This window comes from Pseudomonas sp. EU05-FHT14B02, assembly GCF_058791055.1.
The window spans coordinates 79,149-94,578 of record NZ_JBYTDD010000032.1 but is presented as its reverse complement, the minus strand read 5'-3'; the positions used below and the strand labels follow the sequence as shown (position 1 = coordinate 94,578).

The following is a 15,430-nucleotide window of genomic DNA, read 5'->3' as shown; positions in this document are numbered from 1 at the left end:
TTCACGCAAAATTTCCTTGATCCGATTAGGAGAAAATTCTACTTCTGACGAGTACTGATTTCAGGGGGGATTACCCACCATTGCGCTGGCAGTTGTCATAAAAAATTCCGGCAAAACTGGTACCAATGAGTGCTCTGATGCCTACTTGCTTCAGACCCCAAACGGCATGTTCTCGACTAGACCCACAACCGAAGTTTGGGCCGACCACCAGGAAGGCTGCGCCGTTCCAAGCGGGTTGATTAAGAATGAACTCAGGGTTGGGTTCGCCTGATTCCAGAAAGCGCAAATCGAAGAACAAACCGCGATCCAGTCCCTTACGATCAATACCCTTGAGGAACTGCTTGGGCATGATCACATCAGTGTCAATGTTGGAAGCCAAAAGTGGCGCGGCGCTGCCGCTGACCGCATTGAAAGGTTGCATGCTTCAAGCCTCCAGAGCGAATGAACGAACGTCAGTCAAATGTCCGGTGATCGCAGCAGCGGCGACCATCGCCGGACTCATGAGATGGGTGCGCGCGCCGGCACCTTGTCGACCTTCAAAATTGCGATTTGTACTGGATGCGCAGCGATCACCCGGAGCGAGGACATCGTCATTCATGGCCAGGCACATCGAGCAACCTGACTGCCGCCACTCAAAACCGGCATCCAGGAATATCTGCGCAAGGCCTTCCTGCTCGGCCTGAGTACGAACCAGTGTCGAGCCGGGAACGATCATTGCTCGTACGTTTGCGGCAACGCGTTTGCCGCGTACCACACGGGCAACGTCACGCAGGTCTTCAATTCGCGCGTTGGTGCAGGAGCCGATAAACGCATGACTGATGACTACGTCGCTCAGTGGCATGCCCGCCTGTAGCCCCATGTAATCCAAGGCGCGTTGCATGCCTTGGCGGAGAATCAGGTCGGGTTGTGTGGCGGGATCTGGCACATGACTGCCGACCGGTGCGGCTTGGTCTGGGCTTGTGCCCCAGGTGACCATCGGTTCCAGATCATCAACGTTGAGTATGACCTCGCGATCAAATACAGCGCCTTCGTCAGTGTGCAGTTCTTTCCATTTGGCAACGGCCTGCTTCCACATTTCGCCTTGGGGCGCACGTGGTTTGGTTTGCAGGTAAGCGAAGACTTTGTCATCCGGAGCCATGAACGCGCCCCTGGCCCCCGCTTCGACGGCCATGTTACAGATGGTCATTCTGGCTTCGACACTCAGGTCGGAGATCGCCGGCCCTGCGAACTCGATGGCATAGCCAGTGGCGCCTGATGCACCGATGTTTTCGATCAGCGCCATGATGATGTCTTTGGAGGTGACACCGCTTCCGAGCAACCCGTTGACTGTGACTCGCATGGTCTTCAGTCGTTTGTAGACCAATGTTTGCGACGCAAGCAGGTGCTCGATTTCGGAGGTACCGATACCAAATCCGAAAGCACCCAATGCACCGTAGGTCGTGGTGTGGCTGTCGCCTGCAGCGACGACCATCCCGGGCAATATGAAGCCTTGTTCCGGCGCTACGACGTGCTCAATGCCTTGTCTTTTATCCAACACATCAAAGAGCTCGATACCAAAGTCCCGGCAATTTTCTTCGAAGTACGAGACCTGCTGCGCACCGCCAGCATCCGGCATGGTTGCGATACGAACCGGGGCGGTCGGGTTCACATGGTCGACCACTGCAAGTGTCGCGCCTGGACGCCATACTTTGCGGCCTGCTTCGCGCATCCCGCTAAATGCCTGGGGGCTGGTGTATTCGTTAGCAACTTGGCGATCAATGTACAAAAGCACGTGGCCTTGGTCATCAAGGGCGCAAACGGTGTGGCTATCGATGTGTTTTTGGTAGAGCGTTCGAGGCGTATTCATGGCTGATTCTTTCTCTGTCTTATTCGAGATCACGGGTACAACATGCCTACAGCATATTGATCCCTGATCACGCATCAAGAGCGTGAAAGTGAACGCTTTAAGCACGAATTGTGAATAATCGAATTGCCTTCGATTTCAGTTTGATCGCCCGGTGGCGTTCAAGCTTTAAAGATCATCAGGGCGGCACACACCATCAGAAAAAGACAAAACCAGGTGCGAAGTGTTTTTTCGGGCAGGGTGTGAGCGAGCTTAACTCCCCAACTGACACTAAGAAGCCCACCTATCGCCATGGGCAGACCCAGTTGCCATTGGACATGGTCGTGAAGCGCATAGGTCAGCAGCGTTACACCCGTACTCGGAACGGCCAATGCCAGCGATAGGCCCTGTGCGACTACTTGGGTTGTACCGAAAACGGTGGATAAAACGGGGGTGGCAAGTACCGATGCCCCCAAGCCGAAAAAACCGCCCAAAATCCCGGAGCCTGATCCCAAGACCATCAACCACGGCCATGGATGTCGGAGCTCTTTGCTAGGTGGGGGTTTGGGTAAGTACATCTGCAAATAGCTGTAGGTCGACAGCAAAATCATGAATACAGAGAAACCTATGCGCATGGCATCGGGATCCAGGCCTACGGCAATGATCGATCCTACCCAGGCGAAGACAAGCCCTGATGCAGCCAATGGCACGGCATGACGCAACAAAATATGGGTTCGTTGGTGATACCGCCACAGCGCGAGAATCACGTTGGGAACGACCATGACTAGAGTCGTCCCCTGGGCCTCTTGTTGATCCATCCCGAATATTAGAACCAATGCGGGGATTGCGATGAGCCCGCCACCGATCCCGAATATTCCTCCGAGAGTACCCATGGCCGCGCCCAATAGCAGGTACATAGCCCAATCGATCATTTGAGGCTGCCCGCCTTGAACACCATTGCCCGCATGATGCCCCCGAAGACGGCGCGCGTCAGGTCTGCACTACCGTCAATGACGAGGACATCGCCAGGCCGCGCCATCTGCATCGCCTTCAGGATCATCAGATTATCGCCAGGTCTGACCCTTACAGTGAGGGCGCTGCCAAGCATTGGCGTATTTCCATGAAACGGACGTAAACCCAATCCCCCGACATTGCGTCCTAGGCAATCGCTGACAGCCGCTGCAGGAATCCGGCTGAATTCCTTCAGCCATTTCTGATCCAGAGGTTCCACGTTTGGATTGATCAGATAGCCCGCAGGCCATTGGCCCGAAGAAACAACATTGAACATAAAATCCTCGCTGCCAGGCCGCATTAGCTGTTGTTGGAAAAATCGCGGCCCGAGCGTAATTAGATGACTAGCCTCAAACAATGGCGATTCAGTGATCAAACACTTCACGAATTGTGGCGTATTGGATTTTTTCGGCACCAGAACGTCATTGGCGAATGAACACTGGCTGCGGCCAAATGTGTCTAGTCGCCCAGCTTGGCCCAGAACTCTTCGGCAGAGGGGCTGATTGGGGCTTTGGGACGAGTGAGGTGAACTTCCAAGGGAATATCCCAGCTTTCGTCGAGCGCCCTGACCAGCCGGCCGTCAGTCATTTCCTGTTCTGTCAGGCTTTTCGGTAACCATGCGACACCCTTGCTTTCCAACGCCATGGACATCAGGACTGCTGCCAGGTGGCTGCTGAAAAGTGGCTTGAGGTGAAGGTAGTCTTCCTTCCCGTGAAGTCGATGAGCGACGATACGGCCTAGACCCGATTCTTGGGTGTACGCCAAGTAGGGCAGCGTTTCAGGTGAGGTACCAAAATTGGCAGAGGCGCTTGCCAAAGGCACGAGCACATCCTCTCCAACCTTCTTCCCAATGAACTGATCGGGAGCCAGTAACGGCGGAACGTCGGGGTGGCGATGGCAGAGCAGGAACTGGACCTGGCCGTGGATTAGCATCTGTTCACAAACAGCCATGCTATCTGAGTGCAGGCGAACAGCCTCTATCGGAGCGCCGTTTTCAGTACTTCTCAGCCATCTTGGGAAAAATGTAAACGACAGGGAGTGAGTTGCCGCGAATTGCAGCGTTTTGGCTGCCATCCCAGCCACTTCCTGTGCCTCTGTGCGCATCCTGTACAAGCGTCTTGCAGCCTCTTGTGCAGTGGGCAAAATCTGCCTTCCTGCCTCGGTAAGCGTCGCTCCTTGTGGTGTGCGCACAAACAACTCCACCCCCATCCAATTCTCCAGTGAACGGACTCTGCGGCTGAATGCCGGCTGAGTAACGTGCCGCGCTTCTGCGGCACGAACAAAGCTGCCGTATTCCGCAAGAGCTGAAAAATCTTCGAGCCAGACGAGTTCCAAGGGCAATGCCTCCTGTGCATAGGGCGCGGCATTAATAGCATTGGGCGAGTGTCATCGCAAAGCATAACGTGGGGCCACCAACAACAAGAGGAACCCGTTATGCGTATCGTAGACATCCGTGAAAAAACAGTTTCGATTGCTTCACCAATCGCCAATGCCTACATCGATTTTTCCAAAATGACCTGCTCGGTCGTCGCTGTTGTCACGGATGTGATTCGCGATGGTAAACCTGTCATCGGTTACGGCTTCAACTCCAACGGTCGCTATGGTCAAGGCGCGTTGATGCGTGATCGCTTCCTGGCGCGAATCATGGAAGCTGATCCGGATACTCTTATCGACCATGAGAACAACAACCTGGACCCGTTCGCCATCTGGAAGACCCTGATGACCAACGAAAAGCCAGGTGGCCACGGCGAACGTTCAGTTGCCGTCGGCACCATTGATATGGCCGTGTGGGATGCGGTTGCCAAGATCGAAGGCAAGCCGCTGTACCGCCTGCTGGCCGACCGTTACCGCGACGGCGTGGCAGATGACAAAGTCTGGGTATACGCGGCGGGTGGCTATTACTATCCGGGCAAAGACCAGACCAAGCTCAAGGCAGAGATGCAGAGCTATCTGGATCGTGGCTACGACGTCGTCAAAATGAAGATTGGCGCGGTGCCACTGGACGAAGATATCCGTCGTATCGAAGCAGTACTTGAAGTGGTAGGTGACGGTCGTCGACTGGCTGTCGATGCCAATGGTCGCTTCGATCTGAAAACAGGTATTGCGTACGCAGAGGCCATCAAGAAGTACAACCTCTTCTGGTACGAAGAAATTGGCGATCCGCTGGACTACGCATTGCAGGCTGAACTGGCAAATCACTATGAACTGCCAATGGCTACTGGTGAAAACCTGTTCTCCCACCAGGATGCTCGTAACCTGCTGCGCCACGGTGGTATGCGCCCTGATCGCGACTACCTTCAGTTCGACTGTGCATTGTCCTACGGCCTCGTGGAGTACATGCGCACCCTGAAGGTAATGGAAGAAATGGGTTGGTCTTCTCGCCGCGTAGTGCCGCACGGTGGTCACCAGATGTCCCTGAACATCGCTGCAGGCCTGCACCTGGGCGGTAACGAATCTTATCCAGACGTATTCCAGCCATTCGGTGGGTTCGCTGACGGCATACAGGTGGAAAACGGCTACGTAGGCCTTCCTGACATCCCAGGTGTTGGCTTCGAAGCCAAGTCAGCTCTGTACGCAGTTATGCGCGAGCTGGGCGAGGGCTGATAGCCCCGAACTGTGGCCTCTGCCCTTGAGGCCACAGTTATCCGGCGTCATCCGCTGACGCCACGCCACACGCCCATCACAAAAATAAAATGAGGTGCTTCCGTGGAAATTTCCAAGTCTCGCTGGTACAGCCAGCTATATGTGCAGGTGCTGATCGGCATTGTGATCGGTGCCGCAATCGGTTACTTCGTCCCTGATATCGGAGCCAAGCTCCAACCTTTTGCTGACGGCTTCATCAAGCTGATCAAGATGCTGTTGGCGCCCATTATTTTCGGTACCGTCGTAGTCGGTATTGCCAAGATGGGCAGCATCAAAGAAGTTGGGCGGATTGGCGTTAAAGCGCTGCTCTACTTTGAAATCCTTTCAACCATTGCGCTGGTCATTGGCCTCATTGTGGTCAATATCGCAAAGCCAGGCGTTGGGATGAATATCAACGCTACCACGCTGGACGCCAGTGCAATCAACAAGTACAGCCAGGCCGCTAGTGAGCAGGGCGGCACCGTTGAGTTCTTTCTTAACATCATCCCGCACACCTTCATCGGCGCGTTTTCGAATGGCGTCATGCTTCAGGTCATCCTGCTGTCGGTCTTGATGGGTGTTGCCCTGGTTCAAATGGGCGAAACCAGCAAGCCGCTGATCAATACCATCGATCTGTTTCTGCAAGGGCTGTTCAAGATCGTGGCAATGGTGATGCGCCTGGCTCCGATTGGTGCCGGTGCCGGCATGGCTTTTACCATCGGCAAGTACGGGATTGGTACGTTGCTGTCACTCGGCCAGTTGCTGGTCGCGCTCTACATCACGACCTTGATTTTCATCGTGGTTGTGCTGGGCACGGTTGCTAGATGGTCGGGCATGCCGCTCATGCAATTTCTTCGTTATTTCAAAGATGAAATTCTCATCACGCTTGGCACCTGCTCAACCGAAGCCGTGCTTCCGCGAATGATGGTGAAACTTGAAAAGCTGGGCTGCAAGAAGTCAGTGGTGGGCATGGTGCTACCAACTGGATATGCCTTCAATGCGGATGGCACCTGCATCTACCTCACCATGGCCGCGATTTTTATCGCACAGGCAACCAATACGCCGCTGACATTTGTGGATCAGATGATCCTGTTGGGCGTCTTTTTGCTGACCTCGAAAGGTTCTGCGGGGGTAGCGGGTGCCGGTTTCATCACCTTGGCGGCGACTCTCACAACCATCCACTCAATTCCGCTGGTAGGCCTTGTCCTGCTTTTGGGCATCGACCGTTTTCTGAACGAAGCGCGAGCCGTGACCAACCTGATCGGCAACGGTATCGGCACTATCGCGATTGCCAAGTGGGACAACTCGTTTGATGTCGAAGCCTGCGAGCGTGAAATTACTGCAATGAAAAACGAAAAAGCAGAGCGTAAAGCGTTGTTAGCGCAAAAGTAATCGGCATCGCTTACCGGTCATTCCTCTTCGAATAGGGCGCAATGACCGGTAGCCAATTTACGCCTCGTTCTCGCAGGACGATTCAACGATGTACTCAGTTGAAATGTGATGGAGCAGAAAAATGATTGAGCGATCTCATCATGAACTAAGACAGGCGTTCAGTGATTTGCTTCATGGAGCAGTCTGTAAATTTGCCGCATCGGTATTCGATCCGATCTCTGTTCGAATGGCTTCTGACCTTGGCTTTGAAGTCGCTATCCAGGGTGGATCGGTCGCCTCGCTCCAAGTGCTTGGTGCCCCGGACATCTCGTTACTCACGCTCGATGAGTATGCAGAGCAGGTTTCCAGGGTCGGACGCGCCAGTCAAATCCCAATCATTGGGGACGCCGACCATGGATTCGGAAACGCGCTCAATGTGATGCGTACAGTCACGGAGTTACAGAAGGCCGGTGTTGCCGCCCTGACGCTGGAAGACACGCATCTGCCCGCCAAGTACGACGAACAATCGAACGTCCTCATCAACATGGAAGAGGCCGCGAGCAAGATCTACGCCGCACGATTTGCCCGGTCAGATGATGCCCTTGGCATCATCGCCAGGACGAATGTGGCCGTTACCACTTTGGAAGATTCGATTGCCCGGACTACGGCCTATCAAAAGGCTGGAGCAGACGCTATTTGCTTCGTTGGAGTAAAGGACTTCCTGCATCTGGAAGCACTCACAGCGCATCTCACCGTTCCGATCATGCTGATCAATTACGGTAATCCCGCACTGAGCGATGTTGAGAAACTGAGCGCGGCAAATGTACGGATAGTGGTCAATGGACATGCCCCGTATTTGTCCGCGCTCAAAGCGACCTATGAGGCTCTGCGCGAACAAAGTGGTGCAGAGGGACGCGACCTATCGCTCCCTGAGCTGCTTTCAAAATACACACTTTCGGACAATTACCGCGAATGGGCAAAAACCTATTTGAAGTCAGATAACGGCGCCAATTGAACTTGAGGCAGGTGGAATAAAGCGTCATGAAAAAGACAATCTTGGCCTTCAGCCGAGTCTCACCCAGCATGCTAGAGCCTTACGCAGATAAGTACGACATCGTCATCATGAGCCCAGAGCTTGGTGACATGGATGCTCAGTTCGAGGCAACCCTTCCCAACGCTCATGGACTGATCGGCGGGAATCGTCGTCTGGGTGAGGTTGAGCTGGCGTCGGCTAAAAACCTTGAGATCATCTCCAGTATTTCGGTGGGTTACGACAACTATGACCTCAGCTATCTCAATAGCAGAGGGATCATGTTGACCAATACACCCGATGTGCTGAACGAAACCACTGCTGATCTCGCTTTTGCCCTGATCCTCGCCACAGCGAGACGTATCCCAGAGCTTGATGCTTGGACAAAAGATGGGAATTGGTCAAAGACAATCGACGCCTCCCATTTTGGATGTGATGTGCACGGAAAGACCTTGGGCATTATCGGCCTGGGCAAAATCGGAGAGGCCATCGCACGCAGGGGACGTTTCGGCTTCGGCATGAAAATCTTGTACAGCGGCAAAACTCGTAAACCACGGCTGGAGCAAGAACTTGGTGCAAGATTTGTCCCGCAGGAACAACTGTTAAGCGAGTCTGATTTTGTCTGTCCGGTCGTGCCATTGACCGCAGAGACGAGAAACCTCATCGGCCAAAAGGAGCTGGCGCTGATCGGGGCAGAGGGCATTTTGATCAACATTTCTCGTGGCCCGGTGGTTGATCAGGACGCGCTCATCCAAGCGCTTGAGGACAAGACGATTCGGGGCGCTGGCCTGGATGTCTACTTGAAAGAGCCACTGACAGATTCCAGGCTTTTCAAGCTGAAAAACGTCGTTACCGTACCTCACATTGGCTCGGCGACAAACGACACTCGCGATGCAATGGCCAAACGTGCCTTGGGCAACTTGCTGATGGGGCTCGAAGGTCAGTGGCCTCGGGATCTCGTTAATTCGCAAGCGTTACGTCAGTGATAACCGAATCGCTGACTTCTTGTGGATCGTCGGGCCCACAGCCCTAACCACTCTGTTGAATTGAAGGAAACCAATATGCCGCAAGTCATCGTCTACGCCGCCGCAGGTAAGACTGTAGAGCAGCAGCATCTGCTTTTGAAAAAGATCACCGAGGCCGTGGTGGAAAGCTACGAAATACCGGCGGAAATCGTGACCGTGCAGATCGTCGAGGCTCCAAGCCACTTGAAAGCGAAGGGCGGCATTCGTTTCTGTGATCGCTAGTAGTCCAACATCGATACTTTCTCGACAGCACCCCGGCATTCGAAAGCATCACTGCTCAGAAGGCTGTGATATTTCGGCATGTGATCAGCAGCAGGTCGGTCAAGTCATTGACCTCGCTATCCAGTTTCACAGGCACCAACAGGCAGGCGAATCGCAGATCGGTTTTTCAAAGTATCCATGGTCGAAAGTGCGAGCGGGCGATGAATGACCGATTCTGGCCGATTGCTGCCTGCTACGAGGCGCAGCTATCGGCCCAAGGTCCAAATCGCGATCAGCACAACGACTTCTGATAATAGAACCGGGTGTGTCCCGGTGGATAATCTGCTAGGCGGCCGAATTCGGAGTAACCAAGTTTTCGATAAAACCCGGGTGCCTGAAAGCTGAAAGTCTCCAGCCAGATACCAATACAGTGCTTTTTCTGCGCGACTTCTTCAGCCATGCGCATTAGCCGTTCTCCGATACCCTGGCCACGCATCGACTCGGGAACGCTGACAAGATCGATGAGCAGCCATCGATAAGAGACCTTGCCGTACAGTCCGCCAATGACTTCGTTACTGTCAGGGTCTCGTAACAACAGAGCAAATGTTTCATGTGCGTCGTCTCCACCGTTGGCCTGGTTATGGGCCAGCAACGGGGTCAAAATTCCCAGACGCTCTGCTTCAGTAGCATTTTCAGAAAGTTGGATTTCTACAGACATGGTGCTCTCCCTGAGCGATGAGTAACCAGGTCAACAAGGTATCCCAGTCCTGTCTCCCCTATGGTGGATCAGTGAATACATCAAGTTGTCGGTTTTTTCAGATGGCCTGAATAGCCGCTTTTGGCTGTGTATTCAACCTGTCGAGCTTCTGCTGCGCGTCATGTGTATGAGGGCCGAACGGCCTTTTCCCAAAGATGGTCGCTCCTCAATGGCATAAGGCACAAATCCAAGCTTGGGGTATAGCAGCAGCCCTGCCGTGTTTTCGTTGAAACAGGAAATCTGCACCTCGTTGGCTCCGTAACGCTCGAATGCCAAGCCGGTCATCGTCTCTACGATAAACGTGGCCACTCCTTCGCCCCGAGCGCTCGACGAGACGATGACATTGCCGATACAGCAAACGCCATTGCGTTCAGCTCGATAGAAATTGGCAAACCCAACGACAGTCCCATTGATCTCCACGACGGTAGAGTCGAAGCGTTGGGAGATCGCGGCAATCAACTGCGTTTCCGTTAGCGGGAAGTGCGCCTTCGGAAACATGAAAAACAATTCTTGAGCGTTCTGAGGAAAGCTGCAGATCATTTTTACGTCGCCAGCCTTCACTGGCCTGTGGTTCAGTTTCATTGCTCGTCTCTAAGCTCCATGAGTCCGTACTTTAGTTGAGTCCCAACGCTAGCGCAGGGTGACGCAAAGCAATGATGTGTCCGCCAATGGCCGATTGCAGCTGACATGAAGGGCGGTTGACGCCCCATGGCGGACAGTCCGTCCGGACACTAGAGTCCGGTGTTGGATTGATGAGCCGCCCAGTGTTTCATCTCTTCTGTAATGAAGTGTTTCACCAGGTCACTGTACATCCTCTCGATTGCATCCGGGCTCAGGCCCTCAGCTTCGGCCCACTCGCGTCTTGTCGCCAACATGGCCTTGAAACGCTCCGGAGCATGCACCGAAGTCACTGAGGTCTTGTACTTCGAGGCAGCCAGTACGTAGTGAAAACGCTTGCCCAACAGTTTGATAACAACCTGATCAAGGGCATCGATTTCACGTCGAATATCCTCCATTCCTGCACACTCTTCGGGCTGCAATTGATTGATGACGTCCATGTAGGTGACTCCGGTTGCTGAAAAAATCGTGGGCCTTTGGAAGAAGTATCGGCGTCGGCTAAGGCGGGTCGGCGAACTCTTTTGACTGAGTTAATCGATAGGGCAGTGGGCGAGGGTGAGTCCACAGCAAGCAGACGTTCATCGCCGCATCACTTAGGCAAATGCAGCTTCTACAAATGCCTCTAGCGCCTTGTCTTCCAGGATTTCGATAGAGAAGTGCCCGAAGCGCTTGGGCAACCAGATAATGCGTGTCCCTGATGGGGATTGCAGGTTCGCGCGGGCCAATGGCTTTCCGTTTTCGTCTTCTGGCTGAACACCGGCGACCATCAGTTCGTCATAGGCCTTCTCGATGTCCGGCGTCGAATAGCAGTGGCGATAAATCATCCCTTCACCCGAGGAGTCCAATAGCTCCTTCAGGTTCCCGGCCAACGGCTGTACTAACATGAAACGCTCTTGGCCGATCAGCGCAATCGCGTAGCGCACGTGCAAACCACCTCGCTCCCAGACGAGCGTTTGGGAGATTTTGGCGTTCAGTATCTGTACGTAGTAAGCACAGGCTTCGTCGAGATTCTTGACCAGTACATCGATGTGACTGAACTTCAGTTCCATTGCATGCCTCCTGCCGCCTTGCGTCCTATTGACCATGGATAAGAAATGGGTACCGATATTGAGAGTGCTCAATCACAGACCGAGGTCAGCATGCCATTAACGCATTCTCTTGCGTTGCAGTGATCTGTAATTACTACCGAGAAACCAGGACATGCCTTATGGATTAAAGGTGTTTGGCCTGCGCGACTGCAATGGCTGTGGCTGCTATTGGCTGTGGATTCAACCGGTCGATGCAACAGATTGGCTAAATTGTTCTGCAAGCGTTTCGTCGTTTAGTGTTTTCCGATGGCGGCTATTTAGCTGCCTGGCCACTTCAATTGAGCCGGCGAGCATTGGATGTCAGCGAGCCAGAAGCAAGGGGGTGGCAATGCAGGCAAGAAAAGTTGGGCCGAGTGATCTTGATCATCTGCGTAAGTCATTAAGCCAGGCAGGGCTGCCCTTCAGTGATGGGATATGAACTGCTTGGCAGGGACGAAGCGCCTGCAGCTATCACCCAGACAGTTCAATTCAAGCATTTGTGCCCAGCATCGGCGAACTATCTGCGCAAGTTGCTTAACGGTCCCCCTTGTACTGATCAGTCATTGATGTGCATCAACACTCCGAGTGATTGAAGCTGGCCTGGTGGACTGGCTGTCGTAAAACTGTAATGTTTCGGTCATAGAATTGAAATGACTACTTGGATTTTACTTCAGTTGGCCTTAGGCCACTTTCATGGATGAGCAAGCCCGATGCGTCGTGTCGTATTCAATCAAAAAGGTGGTGTCGGAAAATCCAGCATTGCCTGCAATCTTGCCGCTGTGAGTGCTGCCGAAGGTTACCGAACGCTGCTGGTTGACCTTGATCCCCAGGCAAACTCGACTCACTACCTCACAGGGCTACTCAACAAGCGCATTCCCGCAGGCATAGCCGACTTCTTCAAACAGACACTGTCCACCGGCTTCGAAGGCAGACGGAACCGAGTGACCATAACCGAGACCCGTTACGACAACCTTCACCTGGTGGCTGCCAGCCCTGAACTCTCAGATATTCAGGCAAAACTTGAGAGCAAGTTCAAGATCAACAAGCTACGTAAGTTGTTGGTTGAGCTGTCCGGGGATTATGAACGCATCTATATCGACACACCTGCGTCGCTGAATTTCTACACATTCAGTGCACTGGTGGCTGCCGATCGAATACTGATTCCGTTCGATTGCGACAGCTTTTCTCGTCAGGCGCTGTATCGCGTTCTTGCACAGGTAGAAGATCTACGTTGTGACCACAACGAATCACTGGAAGTGGAAGGGGTGGTGGTTAACCAATTCACTGAGCGCACTGGCATGCACCAAAGTCTCATTAATGAGCTGTTGGCAGAGGGTTTACCTCTACTACCGGTTTACCTGAGCAGCTCCGTCAAGATGCGTGAATCTCACGAAGTTTCAATCCCCCTTGTCCATTTGGCTCCTCGCCACAGGCTTTCGCTGGAGTTTGTTGGGTTGCTGGATGCCCTGGAGCGGGTGGCTTAGCTTCATCACTGATGGGTTGAAGCGTAATCACCCCTGGCTAGCGTCGACTCAGCCAGCGTCGGTGATTCAGAACCCGTTCGTGCAGCTGAAACACTGGCGAAACATTCCAGCCTTATGATTCGCGTCACTGAAACCAGGGAGGTTGGAGATGAATCGGCCATCAAGAAGCATGCGCAAACTGCTCGACTCCGTCGCAACCAATAATGAGGTAGCGGCGCTTGATGTGATGCGCGCAGCAGAACAGCTCCAGGACGAGGTGCTGCGTCAGCGGTTGCTCAACATGATTCACCAGCTCAACCGCGATGCCAGTGACTTGCGGATGGCGCGCGACGATATCCAGGGCGGCGCCATAAAGCTCGCATGAGCAGTCATCTCTTCTGGATTCAGCCGGTGGATCCCGCCACCACCGCAGCGAAGTTGTTCATTGTGGATTAGCGGATTGAGGTGTTGAACCGCATAGCGCACCCACCCGATTTGTTTGTAGCCAGCACGGTCGCGTACTGGGGTTCGAAATATATTGCCACTTCATTGAGCGTGGCTCAGGCCGTCCCGAGCCACTTATCACTCAGGCGGGGAATTGGGCAATCCAGTGCCTGGCAATCTCTTCGCGCCGGCAGATCCACACCGCGTCGTGGCCTTGCACGTAATCCAGAAAACGCGCCAGCGCCATCGCACGACCAGGATGGCCACTGATCCGCCCATGCAGGCCGACGCTCATCATCTTCGGGTGGTGCGCGCCCTCCTGCCACAGCAGGTCGAAAGCATCCTTGAGCAGCCGGAAGAAGTCTTCACCGCAGGCGAAACCATTTGCCAGCAGATAGCGGGCGTCGTTGTTGACCAGCGTGTAAGGGATCACCAGGTGGGCGGGCGAGCCCGGGAGCCAATAGGGCAGGTCATCGTTGTAAGCGTCCGAGCTATAGAGAAACCCACCTTCCTCACGCAACAGGCGACGGGTGTTCTGGCTGACCCTTCCTGTGTACCAACCTGTGGGGCGTTTACCGCAGATCTGCTCGATCACGTCGAGGGTGAGGCGGATATGGCGCCGCTCCTGGTCTTCAGGCATGTCGCGATAGTCCAGCCAACGGTAGCCATGCCCGGCAATCTCATGCCCGGCAGCGCAAAGCGCATGGCCAATCGCCGGGGTGAGTTCCAGTGCTCGGCCAACGGCGAAAGCGGTCAGCGGCAGGCCTCGGGCGTTGAACAGCTCCAGAATGCGCCACACACCTGCGCGCGATCCGTATTCGTACATGCCCTCTACGCTCAAGTCCGGTTCCCCCACACGCGGCGGACGGCCCGGTAGCTCGTGAAGCCAGGCCTCCGACTGTGCATCGCCATTGAGGATGCATGACTCCGCGCCCTCTTCGATGTTGAGTACGAACTGGACCGCGACGCGCGCCTCACTGGGCCATCGCGGGTGGGGTGGGCAGCCGCCATAACCGATGAGGTCGCGAGCGGACATCAGCCCAGCTCGAAAGTCGTGACGCCGAACACGCGTTCGTGCGCGATCGCCGGAGGAGGGCCGAGGTACATGCGCGCGCAGCCGAAAACTTCGATCATGCCCTGTTGGTGCACGAGCGCCATCGCGGCGGGGTTGTTCTGCGGGGCATCGAGAAACAGCGGGCCACCCTGTGCAAATTCCGCCAGGCGCGAGTAGAGAGCATTGGCTGCCAGGGCGTCATCGGCGAACAAGGGGCCGATCTTGCAGCCTTCCCGGCAGCGCCTGACTACGCCATAGCCGCTTAGCCTGCCGTCGCGCCGGCAACCCACGGCGAGTGCATCGGCTTGGGCTATCCACCCGCTCAGGAAGGTTGCGCGCGCGGCGGGGAAGCAGGTGCGGTCGTAATCGACAACCTGATCGAGCGGGAAAGTGGTCAGCGGGACGATGTCCTCGTCGTCTAATTGCGAGGTCGCCGGGCGTTCGGTGATCTCGGCACGAAAACGCATGTTGCGATGGGAGAAGACGAAACCGCCCTTGGCGTAGTAGTCCTGCATCGCGAAGACGCCGTCCATGCCGATGCTCGCGCCTGGGCGCAGGCGGGCGAGGAGACGCTCGCGGCGTGCGTGCCAGAGGGTATTGCCCAGACCTTGACCGCGATATTCAGGCCGGACGATGAAAAAGCCCATGAAACCGAATTCCCCATCGTAGGAGGTGATGGCACCACCGCCGATCAACTCGCCGCCCCGGGACGCCGCGATGAAGGCGGCAGGGTCCGTCGCCCAGAACAGCTCGGCATCGTGAAGACCGGGATTCCAACCCTCACGGGCAGCCCAATCGACGAGCTCGTCCAGCTCGGGACGGGTCATGTTGCGTATGACCAGCTGATTCGACACCGCGAAGTTCTCCTCAGTCGCTAATCGAGCGTGTGGTCCATCCCCACTCTGAACCCTTTCGGTATAGCTTCAACCCGAGTTTTGATCCAGT

17 protein-coding genes and 1 pseudogene are annotated in these 15,430 nt (G+C 54.8%); 7 read left to right on the top strand and 11 right to left on the bottom strand.

What is annotated here, in order from left to right:
• Positions 1–76: 76 nt before the first annotated feature.
• The 5 genes and pseudogenes from leuD to AC3WTM_RS24785 all read right to left on the bottom strand — a co-directional run.
• A pseudogene (gene leuD, locus AC3WTM_RS24805) lies at positions 77–421 on the bottom strand (3-isopropylmalate dehydratase small subunit); the annotation flags it as partial.
• 3 nt (positions 422–424) lie between these two features.
• Positions 425–1,846 (bottom strand): 3-isopropylmalate dehydratase large subunit, encoded by a 1,422-nt coding sequence (gene leuC / locus AC3WTM_RS24800; RefSeq protein ID WP_102670040.1) that lies wholly within the window; start codon positions 1,844–1,846, stop codon positions 425–427.
• 158 nt (positions 1,847–2,004) lie between these two features.
• Entirely contained in the window at positions 2,005–2,754 is a 750-nt protein-coding gene (locus AC3WTM_RS24795; RefSeq protein WP_102670041.1) for a sulfite exporter TauE/SafE family protein, read from the bottom strand.
• The gene (locus AC3WTM_RS24790) at positions 2,751–3,248 is read right to left on the bottom strand and encodes an RraA family protein (protein ID WP_256586099.1); all 498 of its coding nucleotides are present in this window, start codon (positions 3,246–3,248) and stop codon (positions 2,751–2,753) included. Before AC3WTM_RS24790 ends, AC3WTM_RS24795 begins: the two co-directional genes overlap by 4 nt.
• A gap of 44 nt (positions 3,249–3,292) precedes the next feature.
• The gene (locus AC3WTM_RS24785; RefSeq protein WP_102670042.1) at positions 3,293–4,168 is read right to left on the bottom strand and encodes a LysR family transcriptional regulator; all 876 of its coding nucleotides are present in this window, start codon (positions 4,166–4,168) and stop codon (positions 3,293–3,295) included.
• Positions 4,169–4,267: 99 nt separating this feature from the next.
• Between AC3WTM_RS24785 and AC3WTM_RS24780 the strand changes: the two genes are divergently transcribed.
• The 5 genes from AC3WTM_RS24780 (at position 4,268) to AC3WTM_RS24760 (ending at position 9,103) form a co-directional block, all read left to right on the top strand.
• The gene (locus AC3WTM_RS24780) at positions 4,268–5,437 is read left to right on the top strand and encodes a mandelate racemase/muconate lactonizing enzyme family protein (protein ID WP_102670043.1); all 1,170 of its coding nucleotides are present in this window, start codon (positions 4,268–4,270) and stop codon (positions 5,435–5,437) included.
• A 102-nt stretch (positions 5,438–5,539) separates the two neighbouring features.
• On the top strand, positions 5,540–6,847 hold the full coding sequence (gene dctA / locus AC3WTM_RS24775) for a C4-dicarboxylate transporter DctA (RefSeq protein WP_102670044.1): 1,308 nt from the start codon (positions 5,540–5,542) through the stop codon (positions 6,845–6,847).
• 121 nt (positions 6,848–6,968) lie between these two features.
• Complete coding sequence (locus AC3WTM_RS24770) at positions 6,969–7,841, top strand: isocitrate lyase/PEP mutase family protein (protein ID WP_102670045.1); 873 nt, start codon at positions 6,969–6,971, stop codon at positions 7,839–7,841.
• A gap of 26 nt (positions 7,842–7,867) precedes the next feature.
• A complete protein-coding gene (locus AC3WTM_RS24765; protein ID WP_102670046.1) occupies positions 7,868–8,842 on the top strand; it encodes a 2-hydroxyacid dehydrogenase in 975 nt (324 codons plus the stop codon).
• 75 nt (positions 8,843–8,917) lie between these two features.
• Positions 8,918–9,103: a tautomerase family protein gene (locus tag AC3WTM_RS24760; RefSeq protein WP_095151312.1), complete on the top strand. Its 186-nt coding sequence runs from the start codon at positions 8,918–8,920 to the stop codon at positions 9,101–9,103.
• 271 nt (positions 9,104–9,374) lie between these two features.
• Here the strand turns inward: AC3WTM_RS24760 and AC3WTM_RS24755 are convergent, their stop codons facing one another.
• From AC3WTM_RS24755 to AC3WTM_RS24740, 4 genes are all read right to left on the bottom strand, one after another.
• Entirely contained in the window at positions 9,375–9,800 is a 426-nt protein-coding gene (locus AC3WTM_RS24755) for a GNAT family N-acetyltransferase (protein ID WP_102670047.1), read from the bottom strand.
• A gap of 132 nt (positions 9,801–9,932) precedes the next feature.
• Positions 9,933–10,421, bottom strand: a complete 489-nt coding sequence (locus AC3WTM_RS24750; protein WP_102670048.1) for a GNAT family N-acetyltransferase — start codon at positions 10,419–10,421, stop codon at positions 9,933–9,935.
• 149 nt (positions 10,422–10,570) lie between these two features.
• Positions 10,571–10,897 (bottom strand): isochorismate lyase, encoded by a 327-nt coding sequence (locus AC3WTM_RS24745; RefSeq protein WP_102670049.1) that lies wholly within the window; start codon positions 10,895–10,897, stop codon positions 10,571–10,573.
• 153 nt (positions 10,898–11,050) lie between these two features.
• Entirely contained in the window at positions 11,051–11,506 is a 456-nt protein-coding gene (locus AC3WTM_RS24740) for a VOC family protein (RefSeq protein WP_102670050.1), read from the bottom strand.
• A 728-nt stretch (positions 11,507–12,234) separates the two neighbouring features.
• Between AC3WTM_RS24740 and AC3WTM_RS24735 the strand changes: the two genes are divergently transcribed.
• Together AC3WTM_RS24735 and AC3WTM_RS24730 are read left to right on the top strand one after the other, a co-directional pair.
• Positions 12,235–13,008: a ParA family protein gene (locus AC3WTM_RS24735; RefSeq protein WP_102670051.1), complete on the top strand. Its 774-nt coding sequence runs from the start codon at positions 12,235–12,237 to the stop codon at positions 13,006–13,008.
• 148 nt (positions 13,009–13,156) lie between these two features.
• The gene (locus tag AC3WTM_RS24730) at positions 13,157–13,372 is read left to right on the top strand and encodes a hypothetical protein (protein ID WP_102670052.1); all 216 of its coding nucleotides are present in this window, start codon (positions 13,157–13,159) and stop codon (positions 13,370–13,372) included.
• Between the two features lie 201 nt (positions 13,373–13,573).
• On the opposite strand, the gene AC3WTM_RS24725 is transcribed toward AC3WTM_RS24730, so the two are convergent.
• Positions 13,574–14,467: a polysaccharide deacetylase family protein gene (locus AC3WTM_RS24725; RefSeq protein WP_102670053.1), complete on the bottom strand. Its 894-nt coding sequence runs from the start codon at positions 14,465–14,467 to the stop codon at positions 13,574–13,576.
• Entirely contained in the window at positions 14,467–15,339 is an 873-nt protein-coding gene (locus tag AC3WTM_RS24720; protein ID WP_102670054.1) for a GNAT family N-acetyltransferase, read from the bottom strand. Before AC3WTM_RS24720 ends, AC3WTM_RS24725 begins: the two co-directional genes overlap by 1 nt.
• Between the last annotated feature and the right edge of the window lie 91 nt (positions 15,340–15,430).